This is a genomic window from Streptosporangium sp. NPDC049644 (genome assembly GCF_040675205.1).
Taxonomy (GTDB): Bacteria; Actinomycetota; Actinomycetes; order Streptosporangiales; family Streptosporangiaceae; genus Streptosporangium; species Streptosporangium fukuiense.
Window position 1 is genome coordinate 1 of record NZ_JBFAOJ010000121.1, and the last position, 25121, is coordinate 25121.

The 25121-nt window shown below is 69.8% G+C and carries 21 protein-coding genes; 8 read left to right on the forward strand and 13 right to left on the reverse strand.

Translation table 11 applies throughout. From position 1 onward, the window contains the following. Window positions 1-227: 227 nt before the first annotated feature. The 4 genes from AB0J58_RS39285 to AB0J58_RS39300 form a co-directional block, all read right to left on the reverse strand. Window positions 228-1487 carry a cyclopropane-fatty-acyl-phospholipid synthase family protein gene (locus AB0J58_RS39285; protein WP_364225532.1) on the reverse strand — a complete coding sequence of 420 codons (1260 nt, stop codon included), beginning with the start codon at window positions 1485-1487 and terminating at the stop codon, window positions 228-230. A 14-nt stretch (window positions 1488-1501) separates the two neighbouring features. Continuing rightward, on the reverse strand, window positions 1502-2860 hold the full coding sequence (locus AB0J58_RS39290) for an FAD-binding oxidoreductase (protein WP_343972536.1): 1359 nt from the start codon (window positions 2858-2860) through the stop codon (window positions 1502-1504). A gap of 110 nt (window positions 2861-2970) precedes the next feature. Then, window positions 2971-3951 (reverse strand): NAD(P)-dependent oxidoreductase, encoded by a 981-nt coding sequence (locus tag AB0J58_RS39295; protein WP_364225535.1) that lies wholly within the window; start codon window positions 3949-3951, stop codon window positions 2971-2973. 1 nt (window position 3952) lies between these two features. Then, window positions 3953-5602, reverse strand: a complete 1650-nt coding sequence (locus AB0J58_RS39300) for a serine/threonine-protein kinase (protein ID WP_364225538.1) — start codon at window positions 5600-5602, stop codon at window positions 3953-3955. 204 nt (window positions 5603-5806) lie between these two features. Here AB0J58_RS39300 and AB0J58_RS39305 point away from each other — a divergent pair, with 204 nt between their 5' ends. The 3 genes from AB0J58_RS39305 (at window position 5807) to AB0J58_RS39315 (ending at window position 9022) form a co-directional block, all read left to right on the forward strand. After that, window positions 5807-6940, forward strand: coding sequence for a CaiB/BaiF CoA-transferase family protein (locus tag AB0J58_RS39305; RefSeq protein WP_364225541.1), 1134 nt, complete (start codon window positions 5807-5809; stop codon window positions 6938-6940). Further along, window positions 6940-7593, forward strand: a complete 654-nt coding sequence (locus AB0J58_RS39310; protein ID WP_364225544.1) for a nitroreductase family protein — start codon at window positions 6940-6942, stop codon at window positions 7591-7593. The genes AB0J58_RS39305 and AB0J58_RS39310 overlap by 1 nt, the downstream gene beginning before the upstream one ends. Before the next feature lie 199 nt (window positions 7594-7792). Then, window positions 7793-9022 carry a cytochrome P450 gene (locus tag AB0J58_RS39315; protein WP_364225546.1) on the forward strand — a complete coding sequence of 410 codons (1230 nt, stop codon included), beginning with the start codon at window positions 7793-7795 and terminating at the stop codon, window positions 9020-9022. Between the two features lie 143 nt (window positions 9023-9165). Here the strand turns inward: AB0J58_RS39315 and AB0J58_RS39320 are convergent, their stop codons facing one another. Further along, window positions 9166-9633 carry a GyrI-like domain-containing protein gene (locus AB0J58_RS39320; RefSeq protein ID WP_364225548.1) on the reverse strand — a complete coding sequence of 156 codons (468 nt, stop codon included), beginning with the start codon at window positions 9631-9633 and terminating at the stop codon, window positions 9166-9168. 136 nt (window positions 9634-9769) lie between these two features. Here AB0J58_RS39320 and AB0J58_RS39325 point away from each other — a divergent pair, with 136 nt between their 5' ends. After that, window positions 9770-11209, forward strand: a complete 1440-nt coding sequence (locus AB0J58_RS39325) for a GuaB1 family IMP dehydrogenase-related protein (RefSeq protein ID WP_364225551.1) — start codon at window positions 9770-9772, stop codon at window positions 11207-11209. Window positions 11210-11422: 213 nt separating this feature from the next. Continuing rightward, window positions 11423-12313: a general stress protein gene (locus AB0J58_RS39330; RefSeq protein WP_364225553.1), complete on the forward strand. Its 891-nt coding sequence runs from the start codon at window positions 11423-11425 to the stop codon at window positions 12311-12313. Window positions 12314-12380: 67 nt separating this feature from the next. Here AB0J58_RS39330 and AB0J58_RS39335 read toward each other — a convergent pair whose 3' ends face one another. The 3 genes from AB0J58_RS39335 to AB0J58_RS39345 all read right to left on the reverse strand — a co-directional run bounded on the left by AB0J58_RS39335 (window position 12381) and on the right by AB0J58_RS39345 (window position 15789). After that, the gene (locus AB0J58_RS39335; protein ID WP_343980253.1) at window positions 12381-13331 is read right to left on the reverse strand and encodes a carbohydrate ABC transporter permease; all 951 of its coding nucleotides are present in this window, start codon (window positions 13329-13331) and stop codon (window positions 12381-12383) included. 46 nt (window positions 13332-13377) lie between these two features. Next, a complete protein-coding gene (locus AB0J58_RS39340; RefSeq protein WP_343980250.1) occupies window positions 13378-14352 on the reverse strand; it encodes a sugar ABC transporter permease in 975 nt (324 codons plus the stop codon). An 81-nt stretch (window positions 14353-14433) separates the two neighbouring features. Next, on the reverse strand, window positions 14434-15789 hold the full coding sequence (locus tag AB0J58_RS39345) for an ABC transporter substrate-binding protein (RefSeq protein ID WP_343980247.1): 1356 nt from the start codon (window positions 15787-15789) through the stop codon (window positions 14434-14436). 193 nt (window positions 15790-15982) lie between these two features. Here AB0J58_RS39345 and AB0J58_RS39350 point away from each other — a divergent pair, with 193 nt between their 5' ends. Beyond that, window positions 15983-17362 carry a GH1 family beta-glucosidase gene (locus AB0J58_RS39350; RefSeq protein WP_343980243.1) on the forward strand — a complete coding sequence of 460 codons (1380 nt, stop codon included), beginning with the start codon at window positions 15983-15985 and terminating at the stop codon, window positions 17360-17362. Continuing rightward, window positions 17359-18357 (forward strand): LacI family DNA-binding transcriptional regulator, encoded by a 999-nt coding sequence (locus AB0J58_RS39355; protein ID WP_364225556.1) that lies wholly within the window; start codon window positions 17359-17361, stop codon window positions 18355-18357. The genes AB0J58_RS39350 and AB0J58_RS39355 overlap by 4 nt, the downstream gene beginning before the upstream one ends. Here AB0J58_RS39355 and AB0J58_RS39360 read toward each other — a convergent pair. The 5 genes from AB0J58_RS39360 to AB0J58_RS39380 form a co-directional block, all read right to left on the reverse strand. Continuing rightward, window positions 18341-19336 (reverse strand): LacI family DNA-binding transcriptional regulator, encoded by a 996-nt coding sequence (locus tag AB0J58_RS39360; protein ID WP_364225559.1) that lies wholly within the window; start codon window positions 19334-19336, stop codon window positions 18341-18343. The genes AB0J58_RS39355 and AB0J58_RS39360 overlap by 17 nt on opposite strands. An 8-nt stretch (window positions 19337-19344) precedes the next feature. Continuing rightward, window positions 19345-20763 carry a GH1 family beta-glucosidase gene (locus AB0J58_RS39365; RefSeq protein WP_364225561.1) on the reverse strand — a complete coding sequence of 473 codons (1419 nt, stop codon included), beginning with the start codon at window positions 20761-20763 and terminating at the stop codon, window positions 19345-19347. Next, window positions 20760-21611, reverse strand: coding sequence for a carbohydrate ABC transporter permease (locus tag AB0J58_RS39370; protein ID WP_364225564.1), 852 nt, complete (start codon window positions 21609-21611; stop codon window positions 20760-20762). Before AB0J58_RS39370 ends, AB0J58_RS39365 begins: the two co-directional genes overlap by 4 nt. Next, window positions 21608-22579, reverse strand: a complete 972-nt coding sequence (locus AB0J58_RS39375) for a sugar ABC transporter permease (protein ID WP_364225567.1) — start codon at window positions 22577-22579, stop codon at window positions 21608-21610. The genes AB0J58_RS39370 and AB0J58_RS39375 overlap by 4 nt, the downstream gene beginning before the upstream one ends. 102 nt (window positions 22580-22681) lie before the next feature. Further along, window positions 22682-23986, reverse strand: coding sequence for an extracellular solute-binding protein (locus tag AB0J58_RS39380; protein ID WP_364225570.1), 1305 nt, complete (start codon window positions 23984-23986; stop codon window positions 22682-22684). Window positions 23987-24587: 601 nt separating this feature from the next. On the opposite strand from AB0J58_RS39380, the gene AB0J58_RS39385 reads away from it, so the two are divergent. Continuing rightward, window positions 24588-24962, forward strand: coding sequence for an FKBP-type peptidyl-prolyl cis-trans isomerase (locus tag AB0J58_RS39385; protein ID WP_343980220.1), 375 nt, complete (start codon window positions 24588-24590; stop codon window positions 24960-24962). Window positions 24963-25121: the final 159 nt, after the last annotated feature.

A 25121-nucleotide genomic window follows, 5' to 3' on the forward strand; every position in this document is an offset into this window, starting at 1 on the left:
CCGCGCGCGGCCGCCACCCCCCCCCCCGCCCCGACGCAAACGCAGCGGGTCGCCGCCCGCGGGCCGGCCCGCCCCCCCCCGGAACCCGTTTCGGACGAGATGACCAGGGCGGCTGAACCAATGTGAACGCGACCACGCGGGCACGCCCGCGCGGAGTCTCGTACGGGAACATCCCCTATGAGCTTCTTCCGCGCGGGGGTGCCCTGCATGGGCGCGCCCCGAGAGGGTCAGGGCCAGTCGCGTGAGGGGCGGAGCGGCAGGTGGGCCGCGCCCTCGGAGTCGAGCTTCACACCGAGGACCTGGTGGAGCTGGATCTTGTTACGTTCGAAGCCGACCACGCAGGCCGCCATGTAGAGACGCCAGACCCGCGCCGTGCCCTCCCCCACCTCGGCGACCGCCTCGTCCCAGTGCTCGTCGAGGTTGGCGCACCAGTAGCGGAGGGTCTGCGCGTAGTGCTCGCGCAGGTTCTCCTCGTGCCGGATCTCGAAACCGGTGTCCTCGATCTGACGGGCCAGGTAGCCGACCGACTCCAGCTCCCCGTCGGGGAAGACGTAGCGATTGATGAAGCCGCCGGCGTTGAGGGTCTTCTCGGTGCCCGTCGGCCGGGTGATGCAGTGGTTGAGCAGCCGCCCGCCGGGGACGAGCTTGTCGTACAGGAAGCGAAAGTAGAAGGGCAGTTGCTCCTTGCCGATGTGCTCGGTCAGGCCGATCGAGCTGACCGCGTCGAAGCCGGTCTCCGGCACGTCACGGTAGTCCATGTGCCGGACCTCGGCGAGCTCGCCGAGACCGGCCTCCGCGATGGCCTTCTGCGCCCACTCGGCCTGCTGGCGCGAGAGGGTGACGCCCAGCCCCTTCACCCCGTACTCACGGGCGGCGTGGATGACCATGCCGCCCCAGCCGCAGCCGACGTCCAGCAGCCTCATCCCCGGCTTCAGGCCCAGCTTCCGGGCGACCAGCTCGAACTTGGCCAGCTGCGCCTCCTCCAGGGTGGACTCCTGCTCGGGGAAGACCGCGCAGGTGTAGGCCATGGACGGGCCGAGCACCCACGAGTAGAACTTGTTGGAGACGTCGTAGTGGTGGTGAATCGCCTCGGCGTCACGCTGCTTGGCATGCCTGCTGCCCATCCGGGCGAGCACGCTGCGCCGCACCTCCTGCGGGGGCGGCGGCATCCGGGTGAGCAGCGGACGGACCCCGAGGGCTCGGACGGCCGCGAGCTTCTGCCCGACCGGGAGGTCGTTGACCGTGAGCGACCACATCCGGGAGAGCAGCGTGTACATGTCCCCGTGGACATCGATGTGGCCGGACACGTACGCCCTGGCCAGTCCCAGCTCTCCGGGGGCCTGTGCCAGGTACGCGACGGCCGCCGGGGTCTTCACCTCGACGCTGATGTCGGCGCTGGCCGGACCGGCCTTACTGCCGTCGTAGGCGACGAAGCGCACATCCGCCTCAGGGCCCATCACCTTTTCGAAGATCTCTGCAAGCAACACAGAATCAACCTCTCTTAACGCCCCCGAACACACTTGTCGTAGAGGTCGAGCAACCGGCCACCCCCGTCGTATGCCCGCTTGACCGGCCAATAGGCGGTTCCGTTATAAAACCGCCAGAATTCATCCTCCGGGTAGAACGAAGTGGAGTACAGCGATTTATGGCCGTCCAGTTCGTGGACCCGGTTCTCGATGAGACGGTTGTGGTAACCGTCGAACTGCCCCCTGGGCAACGGGACCGTTCCCCAGAAGCCGAAATTGACGTACAGCCGGCCGGGCTCCAGTGGATAGAGCGGCCACTCGCCCTCGGACCTCAGCGGGCACATCCAGACCGGCGCCATCCCGACCTTGTCGTGGAAGAAGCTCAGGAACTCGGCACCGCGCTCGACGGGCACCTCGATGTCCTGGATGACCGACTCCTGTACCGGCAGGTCGCGCCAGCGGTCGATCCTGGCGATCACCCCGTACTTGCGGTCAAGGCCCACGAGCTTGCGGTAGACGTCCGAGCGCATCCACTTACGCGGCATCAGGGAACGCACCAGCGCGGTCTGCACGCCGAAGGCGCGCGAGCACCAGAACCAGTCGGTGTCCCAGCGCCACAGGTAGTCGCGGACGGTCAGCCAGTCGCGGGTCCTGGTCTGGATCGATCGGTAGTAGATGCGCATCCCGGTGTAGTCGGACAGGTACGGAGCACGCTCGGCGAAGCGCCCCACGGTGATGTAGAGCTCGCTCGGACCGAAGAACGTGCCGTCCACGAAGTCGACGCGCTCGCCCTCGTACTCGCCGCTGTCGCAGATCTCGCGCATCGCGAGCATGCACTTGTCGGCGTCCCCGAACGGGATGTGGGTCAGCCTGACGTACGGCTGGACGGGCTTGAGCTTGATCCGGATCCGCAGGGCGTAGCCAAGCGTGCCGTAGGAGTTGGGGAACGCCCGGAACAGGTCGCGGTGCTCGTTGTCGTCACGGGCCACGACGATTCTTCCGTCGCCGGTGAGGATCTCCAGCTCCTCCACCGACTCGTGCGGCAATCCGTCCCTGAAACTGGTGGACTCGATGCCGAGCCCCGTCACCGCCCCGCCCAGCGTGATCGTCTTCAGCTGCGGCACCACGTACGGCATGAGCCCGTGGGCGAGCGTGGCGTCCACCAGGTGCTCGTAGGTGGTCATCCCCTGGACCTCGGCGGTCATCGTCTCCGGATCGACCGCGATGACCTGGTCCAGGTCCCTGGCGGAAAGCTTCGCCGACCGGGTGCCCTCCCTGAAGCGGAACAGGTTCGTGGTGGCCTTGGAGAGCCGGGGCACCGCGTCGCCGGGAATGGCGGCGTAGGAATCCCTGATCTGCTCCACCGCTTGCCGGTGCGCCGACATCTCTGTCATCTGTCGCACGGTAATCACCCCCATCACCATCGTTGGAAAGATCGCCCCTAGGCACGTTATATCTCGGATGTCTCCGGAACCAGGCGGGGCGCGTTAAACACTGGGAAACTCTACGACCGCCCTTCCAGGAACCTGCGACCGACCACCGGATCGACCCCGTTGACCACGTTCGTCACCGGGCGGCCGTCGATCGCGGCCTCCAGGTTGTCCAGCACACACCTGATCAGGCGGCCGGTCGACTGCGGGGTCACCCCCGCCACATGGGGCGAGAGCAGGACCCTGGGACTGCTCCGCAGCGGATCGTCCGGCGGCAGCGGCTCGGTGTCGAACACGTCGAGCGCGGCGCCACCCAGGTGCCCCGACTCCAGGGCCGACAGCAGCGCCGCCGAGTCGACGACCTGCCCCCGGGCCGCGTTGACGAGCAGCGCGCCCGCGGGCATCAGGGACGGGTCGATCAGCTTCCTGGTCCCCTCCACCAGCGGGATGACCAGGACGAGGACCTGGGAGTTCGCGACCAGCTCGGCGAGCCCCCGGTAGGTGTAGGGCACCTCGCGCGGCGTGCGCGTCCAGTAGGAGACCTCGCACCCGTAGGCGGCGAACATCCGCGCGCAGGTCTCGCCGATCGGGCCGAAGCCGACGATGCCGACGCGCGAGCCGTGCAGTTCGGTGGGCCCCAGATCCAGCTGCGGCCAGCGGCCGGCGCGGACCGCGGCGTCGGCCTCCAGCAGCCGCCGCGACAGTGCGAGCGCGGCCGCGAAGCACCACTCGGCCACCCCCGTCGCGCTCACCCCCGCGGTGTTGGCCAGCGGCACACCGGCCGCGGCGAGCGCGGCGAGGTCGTGGCCGTCCACGCCCACCGACGGCTGCTGCACGAACGCCAGGTTCGGGGCGGACCTGACCGCCTCGGCGTCCAGGACGAGCTCGCCGCTCCAGTCGCCGACCACGATCTCGGCCTCGCCGAGCGCGGCGAGCAGCGACTCCCGGTCACGGGCCGGGGGGACCGACACCGCGACCCGGTCACCCAGCGAGCCGAGCAGGTTGCGCACCGCCCCCTCGGGGAGCGGTGGCAGCGCGAGCACCTTCCAGGTCATGTCACTCGCCTCCGCGGGGGTGGAAACTGCCGAACACTCGGTTCATGAGGGGTCGCTGGGCATCCCAGTCGTCGTCGTGGGTGGTCCAGCTGAGCAGCATCACCGTATCGCCCACCTCGATGAAACGCTGCACCTCGTGGTAGGTCACCCCGGCCGTGGCCCAGGGGGCTCCGCCGTTGTCCTTCATGCTCCAGGTGAACTCCCACTGAAGTCCGGAGCCGTAGGCCAGGGGGATCTTCGCCGTGTCCTCGGAGTGGATCTCGCTCCACTGGGCCACGTTCTCCTTGACGGTCTCCTGCAGGGAGTCCAGACCGTCGGCGTTCGCCTCCAACACCTCCACCGACAGGTGGGCGGCCCCGTCCCGGCGCAGCCACTGGGTGTAGCCCGTCTCGGCCGCCCAGTCGCCGTTCCAGCCGACCGGATAGCTGATGGACCAGTTCTCCGGCGGACGGGCCCGCCACACCTTCAACCCTCCGCTGGACACCACCGCTCTGGTCCTGGTGGGAGTGGGGGTGGGACTCGGGGTGGGCGTCGGAGACCTGGTCTCCTCCTCCGGTTCGGGCGTCGTCTCCGAGGGAGCGGGCTCGGCGCGCGCCACCGGCCGCGATTCCGGCTGGGACATCGCCACGGCCGCGACGGCGCCACCGGCGGCCAGCAGCACGACGGCCGCCAGGACCAGCGGGATCCGGCCGCCACCCCGCCCCCCGCCGCGCCGGCGGCCGGACGCGGGCGAGGTCTCGGTCTCGCGCCTGTCCCGCCCTCCGCCGCCGCGCGGATTCTCACCGGTCCGTCCCGTACGGTGGATCGCGCTCTCTCCGGTGCGCCGGGCCGCGGCCGACGGGTCGTCAAGGACCTCCGCCAGCATGGCGTCGGCCTGCTGGGCGGTCAGCCGGTGGGCGGGTTCGCGCTGGAGCATGCCGGTGAGCACCGCGCGCATCTCCAGGGGCACCCTGCCGAAGTCGGGCTCCTCGGTGAGGAGCGCGCCGAGGGTGGCGATGGCGTCTCGGCGCTCGAAGGGGCCGTGCCCGACCAGTGCCGCGTAGAGGGTGGCGCCGAGCGCCCACAGGTCGGACCAGGGGCCCGCGTCGGTGCCGGTGGCGCGCTCGGGCGGCAGGAAGCTCGGCGAGCCCGTCACCATGCCGGTCTGGGTCAGCGAGGTGTCGCCCTCGATGGTGGCGATGCCGAAGTCGGAGAGCACCGCGCGGCCGTCGGCCTCCAGCAGGATGTTGCTGGGCTTGACGTCGCGGTGCAGGATCCCGGCCTCGTGCGCCGCGCGCAGGGCCGAGAGGACCTGTCGGCCGATGTCCGCGACCTGGCGCACCGGCAGCAGACCGACCTCGTCCAGCCCGCGGGCCCTGACCAGCTCCATGATGATCCAGGGGCGACCGTCCTGCTCCGCCACGTCGTAGATCGCCACGATGCCCCGGTGGTTGAGCCGGGCCGCGGTCCTGGCCTCGCGGGAGGTACGGGTCAGCTGGAGCTGGTGCTCGGCCGGGGAGAGGTTGGGCGGCAGGAGCACCTCCTTGACGGCGACCGAGCGATTGAGGAGGGTGTCGTAGCCCTCCCAGACGACGCCCATGCCGCCCCTGCCGAGCTCCCGCAGCAGCCGATAGCGCCCAGCGACCACCCGTTCACTGTGCGGATATGTCATCGCAAAACCCCTAGGTCCCATTCGGCGAAGGCGCAAGTTTCCCATACGCGTGCGGGCGCCACGCGACTCCTCGCGATGTGTCTTGCCACAGAAAGCCGAATGTTGTTCTACTTGGGCGGAGGGAACGGCCGCGCACAACACCAAGCGCTTGCTTGTGTTCGCCGTACCGGACTAGAGTCGATACCGCATCTGAGGAGAATATCGATGGAGCGCGTGACCAGGAAGGGCCCACTGGCCGGAGTCCGCGTGCTCGAACTGGCGGGGCTGGCTCCCGGGCCGTTCGCCGGGATGATGCTCGCCGACCATGGAGCCGAGGTGCTGCGCGTCGAGCGCGCGAGCGTCGTCGCCAAGGCGGGGGACAGCCCGCGCGCCGACGTGATGGACCGGGGCAAGAGAACGGTCGGCCTGGACCTGAAGTCCCCCGAGGGGGTGGCCGCGTTCAAGGAGCTGGCCCGCCATGCCGACGTGGTCATCGAGGTCTTCCGGCCCGGGGTCGCCGAACGCCTCGGCATCGGCCCCGACGACCTGCACGCGATCAACCCGCGCCTGGTCTACGGGCGGATGACCGGCTGGGGCCAGGACGGCCCGCTCGCGCCGACCGCCGGGCACGACATCGACTACATCGCCATCTCCGGCGTGCTGTCGATGCTCGGCCGCGAGGGCGAGCGTCCCACCCCGCCGATCAACATCCTCGGCGACTTCGCCGGGGGCGGCCTCATGCTCGCGTACGGCGTGCTGCTCGCGCTGATCGAGCGGGAGCGGACCGGCGAGGGCCGGGTGATCGACGCCGCCATGGTGGACGGCGCGGCGACATTGTTCGCGATGTTCTACCACGGCGTGCAGACCGGCTTCTGGGGCCCGCGCGGCACGAACCTGCTCGACACCGGCGCGCCGATGTACGACACCTACGAGACCGCCGACGGCGGACATCTGGCCGTCGGCCCGCTGGAACCACAGTTCTGGGCGGAGATGGTCACGCTGATGGGGCTTGAGGACCTGCCCGACCGCAATGACAGAGAGCAGTGGCCCGCGCTTCGCGAGCGGCTGGCCGAGGCCTTCCGGTCAAGGACCCGCGCCGAGTGGGAGGCGGTCTTCGACGGCTCCGACGCGTGCGTCTCCCCCGTCCTGGAGGTGGGTGAGGCCGCCGAACATCCGCACAACAAGGCCAGGGGCACCTTCGTCGAGGTCGGCGGCATCCGGCAGCCCGCCCCCGCGCCACGCCTGCTCGGGGTGGAGGAGCAGGACCTCTCCCCCGCCACCCGGCTGGCGGATCTGACCTCCTGGGGCCTGTCCGACGAGACCGCGGCAGAACTGCGCGAAGCGGGGGTGCTGGCCTGATGGACGTCTTCGAGGCTCTCTACACGACCAGGGCGATGCGCCGGGTCAAGCCGGACCCGATCCCCGAGGAGGTCCAGCGAAGCATCCTGGACGCCGCGGTCCGCGCGCCCAGCGGCGGCAACGTACAGAGCTGGCGCTTCCTGCTGGTCGACGACCTCGCGGTGAAGGAGCGGCTCGGGCCGCTCTACCGGAACGCGCTCGGACAGCTCTTCGAGGGCCACTACCGCCCGATGCGGGAGAGGGCCGAGGCCGAGGGCGACACCCGGACGCTCAACGTCCTGAACTCGGCGAAGCATCTGGCCGACCACTTCGAGGGCTATCCGCTGCTCCTGTTCGCGTTCAACCGCAACGACCCGTCCGGCGGCTCGATCTTCCCCGCGGTGTGGAACGCGCAGCTGGCCGCCCGCGCCCACGGCGTGGGCAGCGCGCTGACCAGCGTGCTCGGCCTTTTCCACGCGGAGGAGACGCTGCGGGTGCTCGGCGTGCCCGAAGGCAAGGGCTGGAGCCTGGCCGCCACGGTCACCTTCGGCTACCCGACCGGACGATGGGGCGTCGCGCCCCGCCGCCCGGTGCACGAGGTGAGCTACCGCAACCGGTGGGGCCAGGACGTGGGCTTCGAGATCCCCGAACCCCTGTGGAGGCCGGAGGACTGAACCCCGGCGGCGCGGGGCCGCCCATCCGACGACGACACGACCTCGCCCGGACGCGTTGGCGCGACCGATCGGGCGGCTCGGCACAATCACCCGATGTTCCGGAGCTGACCATGCTTGATCACGCCATTCACGCCGCGGCGGGCGCCTGCGGCCCCGCCTCCCTCCCGGGACGCCTCGAAGGACGCGGGAGGGATCTTCGATGACCGGTCCGTTCTCAGAGGTGGGCCAGGAGATCGGGCGCCGCGTCGCAGCGGCGCCCGCGTCGCCCGGTGCCGCCGGGATCGACCTGCTCGACGGTGACATGTACGCCGGTGACCCGGGACCGGTGTACGCCTGGCTGCGCGAGCACGCGCCGGTCTATCACGACGCGGAGAACGCGCTGTGGGGTGTCTCCCGGCATGCCGACATCTCGGCGATCGAGCGCGATCCGAAACTGTGGTCCAACGCGGGCGGCTACCGGCCACAGCTCCCCAGCGACCCGTCGATGATCGGGATGGACGACCCGGAGCACGCCGAACGCCGACGCCTGGTCTACCGGCGCTTCACCCCGCGCCACGTGGCGGAGCGGTACGCCGGCCGGATACGCGCCGTCGTCACCGAACTCATCGACGAGGCGCTGGAGAGGCGTGCCGTGGACGCCGTGCCCGCGCTGGCCGCGCCGCTGCCGGGCCGGATGATCGGCTGGCTGCTCGGCTTCCCCGAGGAACGCTGGCCGGAGCTGGTGCACTGGTCGGAGACGACGGTCGCGGCCGGGGGCGGCCTGCGCTATGTCACTCATGAGGCCGCCGTCGCCGCCGGGGAGTTCGCCATCGCCGTCCTGGAGCTGGCCGCCGAGCGGCGCGGCTGCCCGCGCGACGACCTGACGTCGATCTGGAGCCGGGAGGCCGGTTACGACGACGACCACCTGGCCAACGAGGCGCTGCTGCTGCTCGACGGGGGCGCCGAGACCACCAGGACCGTCATCGCCACCGCCATCGGCGCGCTGATCGACCACCCCGAGCAGTGGCGGATGCTGCGCGAGGACCCCTCGCTGATCGGGAACGCCGTCGAGGAGTTCGTCCGCTGGACCACCCCGGTCCTCAACATGTGCCGGAGCGCCACCCGCGACACGGTCCTGCACGGCCGGCGGATCCCCGCGGGCGGCCAGGTCCTGCTGATGTACGGCTCCGCCAACCGGGACCCCTCGGTCTTCACGGATCCGGACGTCTTCGATGTGACCCGTCCCGGCGGCGGCCACATCGCCTTCGGTCTCGGCACCCACTTCTGCCTGGGGGCGGCACTGGCCAGGCTGGAACTGCGGATCTTCTTCGAGGAGTTCGTCCGCCGGATCGGTTCGGCCGCCCGGGCGGACGAGCGGGGCCCGCGCATCCTGCCCAACGCCTTCGTCCGGGGGGTCACCTCCTTCCCGATCGTCCTGGAACCCCGCTGAACGCGCCCCCTCGGCGAGCGCTCCTCCCCTGCCGTCCTGAAATCCCGCTGACCCTGCCCTCCCCGGCCACCTCACCAGCGGCACGTCTGTCATAGACGTGCCGCTTTTCGTCGTAGGTGTTGCCGGGAGCCGCGCCGGGTCGCTCAGCGCATCGGGGACAGGACCGCCGCGTAGATGTCCGTCCCCCCGGGGTGGTGCACCTCCACATCGGTGGTGAAGGCCCTCGGCGGGGTTCCCCCCGACTCGGTGTGCTTCCACAGCCGCTGCCACTCCTCGGTCAGCGAGTCCGGCATCGGCCCTCTGGCCTCAAGCTTCAGCGAGGGCACCCCCGGCACCCGTACCGCCACCATGCCCTCGGGCAGCGCCGCGGCACTGCGCACGGCGACCCCGACGATCTGGGTGTAGGCGCCGTGGTGATCGCTCTCGTAGTCGGTGAGCACGGCGTAGATGTTCTCGTCGACCCGTCCCGGCACGTGCGCGAAGGCCCCGGGGGCCCCCGCCCTCGCCCACAGCGCGCGGAGCCTCCCCCGACCCGGCTCCGCCTCGTCGGCGTTGGATGTTCGTACGGCATGGCCTACTACGAGCATCTCGGGCCGATCAACCAGGATCACAACGCCTCCTCATGGGCCACCCACTTACTCACCCAAACCGGATCTTAGCCTCCGCTCCGACCTGCTGGATCCTCTTGGAGAGCACGGAAAGGGGGAACGTTCACCTCTGGCAATTCGCGGGATAAGGTGGAATAACGTGAAATTTCTTAATGAGTCGGTACCGGCCTACGACCTGACCTACAGCGACGTGTTCATGGTGCCGTCGCTCTCCTCAGTCGGCTCACGGCTCGCCGTCGATCTCTCCAGCAGGGACGGCACCGGGACCACCATCCCCATCGTGGTCGCCAACATGACGGCCGTGGCGGGAAAGCGGATGGCCGAGACCGTCGCGCGCCGGGGCGGCATCACCGTGATCCCGCAGGACATCCCGATCGACGTGGTCGCAGGCGTCGTCGACTGGGTCAAAAAGCGCGACCTGGTCCACGACACACCGCTGACGCTCACCCCGCACGACACCGTCGGCGAGGCGCTCAACCTGCTGCCCAAACGGGCCCACGGCGCGATCATCGTCGTCGACTGGGAGAACCGCCCGGTCGGCGTGGTCACCGAGGGCGACTGTTCCGGCGTGGACATGTACACGCAGCTCTCCCGGGTGATGTCCGACAACCTGCTCACCCTGCCCACCGGGCTCGACCCGCGCGAGGTCTTCGACCGCCTTCACGAGGGCCGCCACCGGCTCGCCCCGGTCGTGGACGGCGACGGCCGGCTGGTCGGCATCCTGACCAGGACCGGCGCGCTGCGCGCCACCCTGTACCAGCCCGCGGTCGACGCCTCGGGCAGGCTCCGCGTCGCCGCAGCCGTCGGCGTCAACGGCGACGTGGCCGCCAGGGCCAAGGAGATCCTCGACGCCGGGGTGGACTGCCTGGTGGTGGACACCGCCCACGGCCACCAGGAGAAGATGATCAGTGCCCTGCGGGCGGTCCGCGCGCTCGACCCCGGCGTACCCGTCGCGGCGGGCAACGTCGTCACCGCCGAGGGCGTGCGCGACCTGGTCGACGCGGGAGCCGACATCCTGAAGGTCGGCGTCGGCCCCGGGGCCATGTGCACCACCCGGATGATGACCGGTGTGGGCCGCCCGCAGTTCTCCGCCGTACTGGAGTGCTCCGCCGAGGCCCGCAGGCTGGGCCGCCACGTGTGGGCCGACGGAGGCGTCCGCCACCCCCGCGACGTGGCCCTGGCCCTGGCCGCCGGAGCGTCCAACGTGATGATCGGCTCCTGGTTCGCCGGTACCTACGAGTCGCCCGGCGACACCCGTACCGCTCCCGACGGGCGCAAGTACAAGGAGAACTTCGGGATGGCCTCGGCCCGCGCGGTGATGCTGCGCACCGCCGAGGACTCCCCCTTCGAGCGGGCCCGCAAGGCACTGTTCGAGGAGGGTATCTCCACCTCCAGGATGTACCTCGACCCGGCCATGCCCAGCGTCGAGGACCAGATCGACGCCATCGTGGCCGGCCTGCGCTCCTCGTGCACCTACGCGGGCGCCTCCACGCTGGAGGAGTTCCACGAGCGCGCGGTGATCGGTGTGCAGAGCGCGTCCGGCTACACCGAGGGCATGCCGCTCCACCAGAGTTGGTGACCCACCCGCCGGGGTGAGGCGCCGCCGTCCCCGCGGCGTCCACCCCTCCCGGGACGCCCTCGCCCGCACCGGTGGTCACCACCGGGCCCGTGCCGCGCCGCCGCCTGGACTCCCCCACCTCGCGGCAAGATGCCGATGCGGGCGCGCATCCTGTCGCCGCCACGGGGTAGTCGGACCGTCGAGTCGTCCCCCACCCCCGAAAGGCGAGCACCCATGAACGAGACGCCCACCGGCCTGGACACGCAGGTCGTGGTGGACCGGAGGGTCCTGGCAGGCTACGACAACTACCTCGCGGCGCAGCGAACCGTGGACGGGCTCTCCGACGCGGGCTTCCCCGTCGAGAACGTGGCGATCGTCGGCAGCGACCTGAAACTCGAGGAGACCGTCACCGGCAGGGTGACCAACGGCCGGGCCGCGCTCACCGGAGCGGGCAGCGGCGCGGCCTTCGGCGCCGTGGTCGGGATGTTCCTCGGACTGTTCACCTCGACCACGCTGTCGTTCATCGTGCTCGTGCTCTGGGCCGCGCTGTGGGGCGCCGTGATGGGCGCCGCGTTCGGGTTCATCAACCACGTCTTCACCCGCGGCAAGCGGGACTTCGCCTCGCGCAGCGCGATCGTCGCCGGCCGCTACGACGTGCTGGTCACGGCCTCGCACCTGGACCACGCCCGCGCCATCCTGGAGTCGTCGCTCCCCGGTCCGGCCGACACCGTCGTCGTGGAGGTCCCGCCGTCGGCCGGTATGTACGACCCCGCCGCCGCGCAGACCACCGCCCCCGGCCACGCCACCCCCGCGCAGCCGCTCACCACGGACATCCCCCCGCAGCCGACCGCTCCCGGCCTCTCCGGCCGCCCGGTCACCTCCAACCTCCCCCCGCAGCCGGTCACCCCCGGCCTCTCCGCGCAGCCGGCCACCCCGGCTCCGCCCCCGGCCGGGCCGGTCACCCCCGCCCCTGACGCTCCTGCATCGGACGCCCCCGCCGGCACGCCGCCGGGTACCGAGGACCGGCTCGCCCCGCCGCGGCCGAACGCCGCGGAGCACCCGGTCCCCTCGAAGGTGACCTCTCCCGACACCCGGCCGGCCGCGCCGGAACCACCCCGCTCCTGAGGCACACCCGGTACGTCCCGGGCACCCGGGACGTACCGGAGACAGGCCGCCGAGAGCCCGGGGCCGTTCAGCCCTTGACGCTGCCGGCGAGCAGGCCACGGACGAAGTAGCGCTGCATCGACAGGAAGACGATCAGCGGGATGACCAGCGAGACGAACGCGCCCGAGGTCAGGCGTTGCCACTCGTTGCCCTTGGTACCGGCCATCTGCGCCAGGCGTACGGTCATCGGCGCGCTGTCCGGAGTGCCGCCGGCGAAGATCAGGGCCACCAGCAGGTCGTTCCAGACCCAGAGGAACTGGAAGATGGCGAAGGTCGCCAGCGCGGGCCCGACCAGCGGCAGCACGATCGTGCGCAGCACCTTCCCGTGGCTGGCCCCGTCCACCCTGGCCGCCTCCATGAGCTCGCCGGGGAGCTCGGACATGAAGTTGTGCAGCAGGAAGACGCCCAGCGGCAGCGCGAAGCAGGTGTGCGCGAACCAGACCTGGACGAAGCGGGCCGGCCCCTCCAGGTCCCAGGCCGGCAGCAGCTGGACGCCGAAGACGGCCACGCCCTCGGAGAAGAACGACAGCAGCGGTACGAGCGACATCTGCAGCGGCACGATCTGCAGCGCGAAGATGCCGATGTAGATCCACTCACGCCCGCGGAACGGCAGCCAGGCCAGCGCGTACGCCGCGAAGGTGGCCAGCGCCAGCGGGAAGAGCACCGACGGGATCGTGATGACCACCGAGTTGATCAGGAAGCTCATCATCTGGCCGGACGACGAGGAGGTACCGAACAGGACCTGCTGGTAGTTCTCCAGCGTGAGCTGCGGATCGGAGAAGAACGTCCACCAGCCGGTGGTCTTGATCTGGTCCTCCGGGCGCAGCGAGGAGAGCAGCAGGCCGAAGGTCGGGGTGGTCCACAGGACGGCGATGACGATCGCGACGGCACTGGCGGCCCGGCCGCTCAACCGCCGCCGTACGCGTTGCGGCGCGTTCTCCACCCGGGTCCGCACCGCGGTCTGGGTCAACGTGGCCACGTGGCCTCCTCCGTCCGGGGCGTGCTCGCGCAGCCTGATCGCCCGGTCACCTCAGGGCCTCCCTGCGCTGGCGGATCTGGTAGATCACGATCGGGGTGACCAGTACGAACAGGAAGACCGCGAGGGCCGCGCCCTTGCCCGTCTCGCCGTACCTGAAGGCCTGGTTGTACATCTCGTTGGCGATGACGCTGGTGTCGAACTGGCCGCCGGTCATGGTGCGGACGATGTCGAACAGCTTGAGCGTGCCGATCGACTGGGTGACCGCCACGACGACGATGGCCGAGCGGATGGAGGGCAGCGTCACCCTGAAGAACATCTGCAGCGGGGTGGCCCCGTCCAGCTTGGCGGCCTCGACGATCTCGGCGGGGATGCCCTTGATGGCCGCCGAGAGCACCACGGTGGCGAAGCCCGCCTGGATCCAGACCATGACCACGATCAGGAAGAGCGTGTTGATCGGCGGTTCCTGGAGCCACTGCTGCGGCTCGCCGCCGAAGGCGACCACGAGCTGGTTGAGCAGGCCGATCTGGTCCTGCTCCTCGGAACGGTAGGCGTAGACGAAGCGCCAGATGATGCCCGCGCCGACGAAGGAGATCGCCATCGGCAGGAAGACCAGCGACTTGGCGAGCGCCTCGAAGCGGGTGCGGTCCACCAGGACGGCGTAGACCAGACCGACCGAGGTCACGAGCAGCGGGACGAGCAGCACCCAGATCAGGGTGTTGCGCAGTACGGTCACCGCTTCCGGCTGGGTGAACATCCAGCCGTAGTTGTCCATGCCGACCCACTGCTGGCCGTCACCGCTCATGAACGACAGCAGGGTGGTCCGCACGGCCGGGATGACCAGGCCGATGATGAGCAGCAGGAGTGCGGGCAGCAGCAGGATGGTGGCGTGGGTCCAGGCGCGCCGGCGCATCGGGGCGCGGTCGACCAGCACCAGTATCACCGCGACCACCACCAGGAACGCGGCGACGCCGATCAGCAGTTGGACGAGTTTGGGCAGTTCGGCGGCGAAGTCGAAGTCCATCGGAGGATCTCCCGGGAGGATCGGGCCGGGGGGACGACGGTCCGGTCCCGCGGGCCGCGGGACCGGACCTATCGAGTTATGTCAGGACTTGGGCCAGGAGGCCTCGATGTAGTCGAGGACCGTCTTGGTGTCCTTGCCGTTGATCCAGTCGGTCATGCCCTTCCAGAACGTGCCCGCGCCCACCGCGGCCGGCATCAGGTCCGAGCCGTCGAAGCGGAAGATCGTGCTCGGGTCCTGCAGCATCTCCATGGAGAGCTTGTCGATCGGGTTCTGGGCGTTGGCCGGGTCGACGCCCTTGCGGGCGGTGACGTAGGTGCCCAGCTTCATGCGGGCGGTGGGGAACTCGGCCGAGGCCAGGTAGGCCTGGACCGCCTGGACCTCGGGACGGTCGGCGAAGGCCGCCACGAACTCGCCCGCGCCGAGCACCGGCTTCTTGGCCGGGTCGTTGCCCGGCAGGTAGAAGGCGAACACGTCGCCGTCCTCGGCGACCTTGGTGCCCTCGGGCCAGAAGTTGGCGTAGAAGGACGCCTGGCGGTGCAGGGCGCACTTGCCCTGGGTGATCGGGACGCCGCCCTCCTGGAAGGCGGTGCTGGCGATCGACTTGACCGGGCCGTAGCCGCCGTTGACGAACTTGTCGTTCTTGAGGATCGCACCGACCTTGTCCACCGCCGCGACGACCTTGGGGTCGTTGAAGGCCAGCTTGTGGGCCACCCAGTCGTCGTACCCCTCGGGGCCGATCTCCCGGAGCAGGATGTCCTCGATCCAGTCGGTGGCCGGCCAGCCGGTCGCGTCACCGGACTCGATGCCCGCGCACCACGGCTTGACGCCGGTGCCGGCGATCGTGGTGCTGAGCGTCATGAGCTCGTCCCAGGTCTTGGGGACGGCCCAGCCCTTCTCGGTGAACATCTTCGGCGAGTACCACACGAAGGACTTCACGCTGGCGCCCAGCGGGGCGCCGTAGAAGGTGCCGTCGACCGTGGCGTACTTGGCCCAGTCCTCCGACCAGCCCTCGGCGGTGAGTTTCTTGACCTCCTCGGAGGCGGGCTTGAGCTTGCCGGCCTTGGCGAAGCGCTCCAGGAGGCCCGGCTGGGGGAAGAAGGCGATGTCGGGGGGGTTGCCGCCGTCCGCGCGGACCTGGATCTGGGCCTCGAACTCGCCGGTGCCCTCGTAGGTGATCTTCATTCCGGTGCACGTGGCGAACGGCTTCCACGCCTGTTCGAAGAGGTCGGCCTCCACGTCGCGGATCGGCGAGTAGATGCTGACGGTCTTGCCCTCGTGCTTGCCGTACTGGCTGAAGGCGGCGCATTCGGGGGACGTGCTGCTGCCGCCGCCCGCCGATGGCTTGGCCTCCGTGGATCCGCATGCGGTGGCGACCAGCGCCAGCCCTATGGTGCCCGCCACCAGGACGGCACGATTGGGCCGAGAGAGGAGCGACATGGACCTTCCTCCATATGTACATTGCCGGGGAGTGAGAGAGCGCTCTCTGGAAGAATTGTCCGCACACCACACAATGTCAAGAACTGTGATATTACGGTTACAGTCTCATTTTTCTTGACACGATCCGTGCGATACCGTGATGCTCGTGAGAGCGCTCTCACGAAACAGCCACACAGAATGGGACGGTGAGGACATGACCATGTCCGCCGAAAAGTCCTACGACCTTCGGGACTCCGGCGTGCTGAGGTTTCCCGAGGGCTTCGTCTGGGGTGCCGCGACCGCGGCCTACCAGATCGAGGGCGCCGCCCGGGACGACGGCAGGGGGCCCTCGATCTGGGACACCTTCTCCCGGACCCCTGGCAAGGTCTACTCGGGCCACACCGGTGACGTCGCGTGCGACCACTACCACCGCTATCCCGAGGACGTCGCCATCATGCGCGACCTCGGCCTCGCGGCCTACCGCTTCTCCATCTCCTGGCCCCGCCTGCAGCCCGACGGCTCGGGCCCGGTGAACCCGCGCGGTCTGGACTTCTACGACCGCCTCGTCGACGAACTCCTCGGCGCGGGCATCACCCCGATCGTGACGCTCTACCACTGGGACCTGCCGCAGACCCTGGAGGATCTCGGCGGCTGGACCAACAGGGAGACCGCCGCGCACTTCGCCGACTACGCCGCGATCGCGCACGGCCGGCTGGGTGACCGGGTCGAGACCTGGACCACCCTGAACGAGCCCTGGTGCTCGGCCTTCCTCGGGTACGCCTCGGGCATCCACGCCCCCGGCCTCGCCGAGCCCGCGCTGGGCTTCGCCGCCACCCACCACCTGCTGCTCGGCCACGGCCTGGCCGTCCAGGCACTGCGCGCCTCCGGCGCCACCAAGGTCGGCATCACGCTCAACCTCGCCCCCGTGCTCGGCGACGACGTCGCGGCTACCGAGCTTGTCGACGGCCTGCAGAACCGGATCTTCCTGGACCCGGTGCTCCGCGGCGAGTATCCCGCCGACGTCGTGGAGCGGGCCCGCCGTTTCACCGACTGGTCCTTCGTGCGGGACGGGGACCTGGAGACCATCAGCCGGCCGATCGACCTGCTGGGCGTGAACTACTACCACCCGCAGACCGTGGCCGCCCGCACCGGTGAGCCCGCCAACCCCGTCTACCCGGGCAGCGAGGGCATCGCCTTCGGTCTCGCCGACGCGCCGAAGACCGCGATGGGCTGGCCGGTCCAGCCGTTCGGCCTGACCGATCTGCTCCTGCGGCTCTCGCGCGACTATCCGGGCACCCCACTGATCATCACCGAGAACGGCGCCGCCTACGACGACGTCGTCGAGGACGGCGAGGTGCACGACGTCGGCCGCCTCTCCTATCTCGACGGGCACCTGCGCGCGGCGCACGCGGCCATCGAGGGTGGTGCGGACCTACGCGGTTACCTCGTCTGGTCCCTGCTGGACAACTTCGAGTGGGCCGAAGGGTACCGCAAACGCTTTGGCGTCGTACACGTCGATTACGGAACCCAACGCCGTACCCCCAAGGACAGCGCCCTGTGGTACAGCAAGGTAGTACGCCGGAACGGACTGTGAGGGCCCGACCAACCCTGGAGAAGGTGGCCGCCCGGGCCGGTGTGTCCCGGGCGACCGCCTCCCGCGTGGTCAACGGCTCCACGCGCGTGGCGCCGGAGATACGCGAGGCGGTCAACCGCGCCGTGGACGAACTGGGCTACGTGCCCAACCAGGCGGCGCGGAGCCTGGTCACCCAGCGGGCCGACTCGATCGCCCTCGTCTTCCCCGAACCGGCGACCCGGGTCTTCTCCGAGGACCCCACCTTCTCCGGGATCATCCGGGGGGTCAGCATGGAGATCGAGGAGGCCGACAAGCAGCTCGTGCTGATGCTCACCGGCCTGGCCGGCGGCTACCAGCGGGTCGAGCGCTACGCCACCAACGGCCACGTGGACGGCGTGATCATCGCCTCGATGCACGGAACCGACCCGCTGCCCGGCGTCCTCGCCAGGCGCGGCGTGCCGGTGGTGTGCAGCGGCCGGCCCAGCGTGCCCAGCAGCCTGCCGTACGTGGACATGGACAACGTCGGCGGTGCCGAGCGCGCGGTGCGGCACCTGGTCGAGCAGGGGCGCCGCCGGATCGCCACCATCGCGGGACCGCAGGACATGATCGCCGGGATCGACCGGCTCAACGGCTACCGCGCCGTGCTGCGTGACTCCGACCGCCGCTCCATCGTCGCGGTCGGCGACTTCACCCGCGAGTCGGGTACGTCGGCGATGCGGCAGCTGCTCGCCGACGACCCGGAGCTCGACGCGGTGTTCGTGGCCAACGACCTGATGGCACTGGGCGCGCTCACGGCCCTGCGCCAGGCGGGGCGGCAGGTCCCCGGCGACGTCGCGGTGGTCGGCTTCGACGACATCCCCGCCGCGTCCTACACCGAACCCCCGCTGACCACGGTCAGGCAGCCGACCGTCGAGATGGGGCGGAGGCTCGCCCGCATGGTGCTCGACCTGGAGGAGAAGGCACAGGTGATGCTCCCCACCGAACTGGTCGTCCGGGGGTCTACGACGACGCCCTGACGACCAGCTCGGTGGCGACGATCACGGTCTCGGCGGGCCCCCCGTCGAGGAGGCCGAGCAGGAGGCGGACCATGGCCGCGGCCTGCTCGGCGTGCGGGGTGTGGATGGTCGTGAGCGGCGGGTCGGTGTAGCGGGCGGCCTCTATGTCGTCGTAACCGACGATCGCGACGTCCCCGGGGATCTGCCGCCCCGCCTGGCGGAGTGCGTGCATGGCGCCGATCGCCATCAGGTCGTTGGCGGCGAAGACCGCGTCGAGCTCCGGGTCGTCGGCGAGCAGCTGCCGCATCGCGACCGCCCCGGACTCCCGGGTGAAGTCGCCGACCGCGATGATGGAGCGGCGGTCGGAGTCGCGGAGCACCTCGCGGTACCCGGCCAGCCGGTCCTGGCCTCCGATCATGTCCAGCGGTCCCGCGATGGTGGCGATGCGCCGCCTGCCCTGCTCCAGCAGGTGCCGCACGGCGGTGGCCGCGCCGGCGACGTTGTCGTTGTCGACGTACGGCATCGCGACCGGCACGGCCGGCCTGCCGTAGGAGACGACCGGGACGCGCAGCCGGGTGAGCGCGACCGGCAGCGGGTCGGCGCCGTGGCTCGACACAAGCATGACGCCGTCGACGTGACCGCCGGCTATGTAGTTCTCCACCCGGGCGTGGCTCTCCGGCGACCCGGCCAGCAGCAGCACGACCTGCTTGTTGACGGCCTCCAGCTCCAGGCTGGCCGAGCGGATGACCGTGGAGAACATCGGGTCGTCGGAGAACACCCGGTTCGGCGACTCCGAGACGACCAGCGCGACCGAGTTGGTCCGCTGGGTCGCCAGGTTCCTCGCCGCCCCGTTGGGCACGTAGCCGAGCTCGTTCACCGCGCGCATGACCAGTTCTCGGATGTCGGCGGTGACCGTGGTCTGGCCGTTCACCACCCGGGAGACTGTCGACCGGGAGACCCCGGCACGGGCGGCGACCGCCTCCAGGGTGGGTCGTTTCATGTGTTCCCCTACAGTCCGTTGCGCGCGATGACCTCGCGATACCAGAGCGCGCTGTCCTTGAGCAGGCGCCGCTGGGTGGCGAAGTCGACATGTACGATCCCGAACCTCCGCCGGTACCCCTCGGCCCATTCGAAATTATCCAGCAGGGACCAGAGCAGGTAACCACGCACGTCCGCCCCGTCCGCGATCGCGGCGTGCACGGCGCGCAGGTGGCCGTCCAGATAGTCGGTCCTGCGCGCGTCGTGGACGCGGCCGTCCTCCACGGCGTCGTCGAATGCCGCGCCGTTCTCGGTGATGATCAGGCCGACCTCCGGGTAGTCGTCGGAGAGCCGCACCAGCAGGCGGGAGAGCCCGTTCGGCACGACCGGCCAGCCCATCGCGGTGGCCGGCACGCCGTCCACCGGGCAGAACCTGATGTCCTCGCTGCCCGGCCACGCCGCGTCGGCCGCCCGTCCCGGACCCGACTCCACCACGCATGGGTTGTAGTAGTTGATCCCCAGCAGGTCGATCGGCTGGTTGATGATCGCCAGGTCGCCGTCCCGGATGTGCTCGACGCCCCCGTTGCGCCCGACGATGTCGAGGAACTCGGCGGGATACTCCCCGCGCACCGCAGGGTCGATGAACTGCCTGGTCAGCAGGGTGTCGATCCGGCCGACCGCCTCCGCGTCCGCCTCCGAGGGCGCGGCCCCCGGATCGGCCACCTGAGCCGGGGTGATCACCGGCGACAGGTTGAGGACCAGCGAGATCTCTCGTGCGCCCGCCTCGCGGAGCGCCCGTGCCGCCAGCCCGTGTGCCAGCAGCATGTGGTGGGCCGCGCGGAAGGCCGCCGCGGGGTCGGTCCTGCCGGGCGCGTGCACCCCGTTGCCGTAGCCGAGGAAGGCCGCCACCCACGGCTCGTTGAGGGTCGTCCAGTTGTGGACGCGATCCCCCAGCCGCGCGTACACGGCCGCCGCGTACTCGGCGAACCGGTAGGCGGTGTCGCGCTCGGGCCACCCCCCCGCGTCCTCCAGCGCCTGCGGAAGATCCCAGTGGTAGAGGGTGACGTACGGCGTGATGCCCGCTTCCAGCAGCCGGTCCACCAGGCGGCTGTAGAAGTCCAGGCCCCGCGCGTTGACAGCGCCGCTCCCGTGCGGCTGGACCCTGGGCCAGGCCACCGAGAACCGGTACGCCGCCAGGCCCAGCTCGCTCATCAGCGAGACGTCGTCGGCGTGACGGAAGTAGTGGTCGCACGCCACGTCGCCGGTGTCGCCCCCGGCGACCTTGCCCGGGGTGCGCGAGAAGGTGTCCCAGATCGAGGGCCCGCGGCCGTCCTCCTGCGCCGCCCCCTCGATCTGGTAGGACGCGGTGGCCGCGCCCCAGACGAAACCGGTGGGGAAGTCCGCACGCCCCTCCGTAAGGGTGGCCCCCCGAGTGCCGACGACGGTCATCCTTTCACCGCTCCCTGCATGATTCCTCCGATGATCTGTTTACCGAGAAGAGCGAACACCAGCATCAGCGGCAGGGTGCCGAGCGTGGTGCCCGCCAGGCCGAGCACGTAGTCGTTGACGTATCCACTGGCCAGCGTGGACAGGGCGACCTGCACCGTCGGATCCTCCGGGGTCAGCACGACCAGCGGCCAGAAGTAGTCGTTCCAGACGGACATGAAGGTGAGCATGCCCAGCACCGCCGCCGCCGGGCGGGCGGCCGGAAGCACGACGTGCCAGAACAGGCCCCAGGTGCTGCAGCCGTCGACCCGGCCTGCCTCGAGCAGTTCGGTCGGCAGTGCCCGGGACAGGTACTGGGTCATGAAGAACACGCCGAACGCGTTGACGAGCGCGGGCACGATCAGCGCGTACATGGTGCCGGTCCACTCCAGCTTCACCATCAGCATGTACAGCGGGATGATGCCGAGCTGGGTCGGCACCATCATGGTCGCCACGGTGAGCAGGAGCAGGGCGTTATGGCCGCGGAAGCGCAGCTTGGCGAAGGCGAACCCGGCCAGCGTGGAGAAGAACATCACCGCGATCGCGACGGAGCCGGAGACCAGGACGGAGTTGACCATCGCCAGGGCGAAGGGGACGGTGTCGAAGACGCGGGCGACGTTGGCGAAGAAGTTGCCGCCGGGCAGCAGCGGCGGCGGGACGTCGGCCAGGGCCGCGTTGTCGCGGGAGGCCACCACGATGCTGTAGTAGAGCGGCAGCATGGAGAAGAACGCCACCGCCGCCAGCGTGAGATAGGTGAGCCTGCGGGCGGCCTCGGAGCGCCGGGTTCCGGAGACGGCGGTGCGGGCGCTCACGTCAGCCCTCCCTTCGCGCGGCGGGTGATCAGGTAGTTGACGCCGGCGACCAGGACGATGAAGACGAACATCATCCAGGAGATGGCCGAGGCGTAGCCGAAGTCGAGCTTGGTGAAGTTCTCGTAGATGAACAGCGAGAGCGTCTGGTACTGCCGGTCCGCCCCTCCGGTGATCATGTAGGAGCCGAACAGCAGCGGCTCGGCGAGGATCTGCATGGCGCCGATCGTCGAGGTGATGACGACGAAGACGATCGTGGGCCTGATCATCGGGACGGTGATCCTGCGGAGCTGGGTCATGTCGCTCGCGCCGTCGAGGGTGGCCGCCTCGTACAGCTCACGCGGCACGGCCTGCATGGCCGCCAGGAAGATCAGCGCGTTGTAGCCCGTCCACCGCCACATGATCATGATGGAGATGGCGACGTGGGAGCTCAGCACGCCCTCGTTCCAGGCGACACCGTCGACGCCGAACAGCGACAGCATCCAGTTGATCATGCCGAAGTCGCGGCCGAAGAGCTGGCTGAAGATGACCACCACCGCGACCACGCTGGTCACGTTGGGCAGCAGCAGCGTGATGCGGAAGAAGGTCTGCGCCCGCAACGGCCGGTTCAGCAGGTGGGCCAGCCAGATGGCCAGCAGCAGTTGCGGAACCGTGGACAGCACCCCGATGGACAGGGTGTTGAAGGTGGCGTTCCAGAAGTAGTCGTCGGCGAGCAGCGTCCTGAAGTTCTCCAGGCCGACGAAGGGCTGCTCGTCCCGGAGCAGCGTCCACTCGTGCAGGCTCACCCAGGCGGTGTAGGCCAGGGGGAACAGCCCGAAGGCGGAGAACAGCAGGAAGAACGGGGCCACGTACGCGTACGGCGAGCCTTTGACGTCGAGTTGGTGGACCAGGTGGCGCTGGAGGCGGCGGCGAGGCCCCGTCGGCTTGCCCGCCGGGACAGCCGCCAGGCGATCGGGTGCCCGAGTGGCCATGGCAGCTCCTTTCGATGATTCGCTGGGGAAGAGCGGCGTACGGCTCATGTGGACGGCAGGCAGGTGGCCGACCGGTGCGAGACCAGTCGGCCGAAGGGGCGGCTACTTGATCCTGCCGACGTCCTCGATCGCCTGCTTCCAGGCCTCCTCGGGGTTCTGCTTGCCCTGGTCGACCCGCTGGAGACCGTCGCCGATCGCCTTCAGGACGTCACCGGCCTTGGGACCGACGGGCTGCGGCTTGAGCGCCTTGGCGGCATCGGTGAAGATCTTGCCGATCGGCGCGTTGCCGAAGTACGGGTTGACGTACTCGGACACCGCCGGGTCGTCGTACAGGGCGGGCAGCGAGGGCAGCGCACTGGCCTCCTTGAAGAGCTTGATCTGGCTTTCCTTGCTGGTCAGCAGGTTGATCAGCTCCGCCGCCTCCTTGGGGTGCTCGCCCTGCTTGGGCAGCACCAGGTGGGTGCCGCCCTGGTTGCCGCCGCCACCGGGCACCGCGGCGATGTCCCAGGTGCCCTCACCGGGCTTCTGGTCCTTGATCGTGCCGGTCTTCCAGGCCGGGCAGACCATGGTGGCGAAGGTGCCCTTGGCGATTCCGGTGTTCCACGGCGGTGAGAAGGCCGCGAGGTTGGCGGAGAGACCGTTGTCGATCATCTTCACGCCCGTGTCGAACGCCTTGCGCACTTCGGGGTTGGTGGCGGCGACGATGTTGTACTGGGCGTCATAGAACCCGACGGGGGCCTGCTCGACCATGGCACGGAAGTGCTCTCCAGGGCCGTCGGTGAACTTGGCGCCCTCCACCTTGGCCGCGACGAACTTCTTGCCCGTCTCGACGTAGGCGTCCCACGTGGGCCAGAGCGCCGACACCTCGTCGCGGCCCGTGGGCAGGCCGGCCTTCTTGAACAGGTCGGGGCGGTAACACATGGCCAGGCCGCCGACGTCGGTGCCCAGCCCGATGAGCGAGGAACCGTCGTTGGAGACGCCCAGGTTCCACTTCCAGTCGAGGTACTCGCTCTGGCGCGAGTCCAGACCGTACTCCTTGAGGTTGTGGAACTTGTCGGGCACGGGGGTGAAGGCACCGATGTAGCCGCCCTCGACCGCGACCACGTCCGCGGCACCCGCGCCGGTGGTGAGCTGCGTGATGAGGTTGGTGTGGTGGTCGTTGAACTGCGCGCGGCGCTCCACGATCTCCACGTTGGGGTGGGTCTTCTTGAACTCCTCGTACAACGGCGCGAAGTGGAAGTCGCTGAACAGTCCGACGGTCAGCTTGATCTTCTCGGCCGGCCGGGAGGCCGCCCCACCGTCTGCGGTGGTACCGCCGCTGTCGCCGCCGCCGCAGGCGGTGAGGCCCAGGGCCAGGGCGGAGACGGCGACCATCGGGGCGAGGAACCGGTGGCGTGACTTACGCATGGAACCCTCCCAGGGTCCTCATAAATGATCATGGAGAGAGCGCTCCCTGAGCAGATTGACGCCAACGGGGTTGCCTGTCAACGGCCCCTTCGAATGCCGACCCGAGCCCTGAAGTCGGCTTTTCTCGAAAAGCACCCTCCCGGACTCCGAGGCGTTTTCCCAGGTCAAACATGTTTAAGAGTTAGATTTAGCGATGGATGGAGCGCTCCCACAAAGAAAGGTCACATTAAGGTCGCGTTTCCATCGTGTTCCGCGATGCCGCTCCAGACCCTTGACACTCCTCGCGGGCCGGGTCACTCTCTCAACCAGAGAGCGCTCCCCAACGACTCTCGACAGGGCTCCACCCGTCGCCGGCCACCCGCGGCGTGGATGCCGCCGACCGTGGACCAGATGGACCAGGTGGCCCGACGACTCGTCCCGCCATGCCCACGCGCGCCGTTACTCCGGTGGTGAATCCCGTGCGCCTTGTCTCCACGGTCCCTCCCCGAAGGACGACGCGGGAGCCATCCCGCCCCCGTGGCTCTCGTGGCGGCGCCGGACCCCGTAGAGTCGTCCGGCCGGTCGGAAATCGACCGGCGCGTATCCAACCAAGGAGAACCACGTGGCACTGGAGAAGCCGGAGATCGACTTTCCGGAAGGCGCCCCGCCCTCGGAACTGGAGATCGTCGACATCGTCGTAGGGGACGGCCCGGAGGCCAAGCCGGGGCACCAGGTCACCGTGCACTACGTCGGCGTGGCCTTCTCGACGGGCGAGGAGTTCGACGCGTCGTGGAACCGCGGCGACGCCTTCCAGTTCCCGCTGGGCGGGGGCCGGGTCATCGCGGGCTGGGACCAGGGCGTCGCGGGCATGAAGGTCGGCGGCCGTCGCCGTCTCACCATCCCGCCGCACCTCGGCTACGGCAACGCCGGTGCGGGTAACCGCATCAAGCCGGGCGAGACGCTCATCTTCGTCGTGGACCTGCTCGGCGTGAGCTGACGCCCGGGAGGCGGAACGGCACCGGCGGGCGGGCCGCCCTTGTCACCGACGTTCTTCGGTGACAAGATAGCCGTCGTCCTCGTCCCACCAGATCTCCGGCAGGTTGATCACGAAGGTGCCCTCACCAAGGCGGATCTTGTCCAGGCCGTCCCACCAATA

Excerpts from the sequence above, each read along its gene's own strand:
- AB0J58_RS39290 (WP_343972536.1), bottom strand. The coding sequence starts at position 2,860 with ATGACAGAGATGTCGGCGCACCGGCAAGCGGTGGAGCAGATCAGGGAT.
- AB0J58_RS39295 (WP_364225535.1), bottom strand. The coding sequence starts at position 3,951 with ATGACCTGGAAGGTGCTCGCGCTGCCACCGCTCCCCGAGGGGGCGGTG.
- AB0J58_RS39300 (WP_364225538.1), bottom strand. The coding sequence starts at position 5,602 with ATGACATATCCGCACAGTGAACGGGTGGTCGCTGGGCGCTATCGGCTG.
- AB0J58_RS39305 (WP_364225541.1), top strand. The coding sequence starts at position 5,807 with ATGGAGCGCGTGACCAGGAAGGGCCCACTGGCCGGAGTCCGCGTGCTC.
- AB0J58_RS39310 (WP_364225544.1), top strand. The coding sequence starts at position 6,940 with ATGGACGTCTTCGAGGCTCTCTACACGACCAGGGCGATGCGCCGGGTC.
- AB0J58_RS39315 (WP_364225546.1), top strand. The coding sequence starts at position 7,793 with ATGACCGGTCCGTTCTCAGAGGTGGGCCAGGAGATCGGGCGCCGCGTC.
- AB0J58_RS39330 (WP_364225553.1), top strand. The coding sequence starts at position 11,423 with ATGAACGAGACGCCCACCGGCCTGGACACGCAGGTCGTGGTGGACCGG.
- AB0J58_RS39340 (WP_343980250.1), bottom strand. The coding sequence starts at position 14,352 with ATGGACTTCGACTTCGCCGCCGAACTGCCCAAACTCGTCCAACTGCTG.
- AB0J58_RS39345 (WP_343980247.1), bottom strand. The coding sequence starts at position 15,789 with ATGTCGCTCCTCTCTCGGCCCAATCGTGCCGTCCTGGTGGCGGGCACC.
- AB0J58_RS39350 (WP_343980243.1), top strand. The coding sequence starts at position 15,983 with ATGACCATGTCCGCCGAAAAGTCCTACGACCTTCGGGACTCCGGCGTG.
- AB0J58_RS39360 (WP_364225559.1), bottom strand. The coding sequence starts at position 19,336 with ATGAAACGACCCACCCTGGAGGCGGTCGCCGCCCGTGCCGGGGTCTCC.
- AB0J58_RS39365 (WP_364225561.1), bottom strand. The coding sequence starts at position 20,763 with ATGACCGTCGTCGGCACTCGGGGGGCCACCCTTACGGAGGGGCGTGCG.
- AB0J58_RS39375 (WP_364225567.1), bottom strand. The coding sequence starts at position 22,579 with ATGGCCACTCGGGCACCCGATCGCCTGGCGGCTGTCCCGGCGGGCAAG.
- AB0J58_RS39380 (WP_364225570.1), bottom strand. The coding sequence starts at position 23,986 with ATGCGTAAGTCACGCCACCGGTTCCTCGCCCCGATGGTCGCCGTCTCC.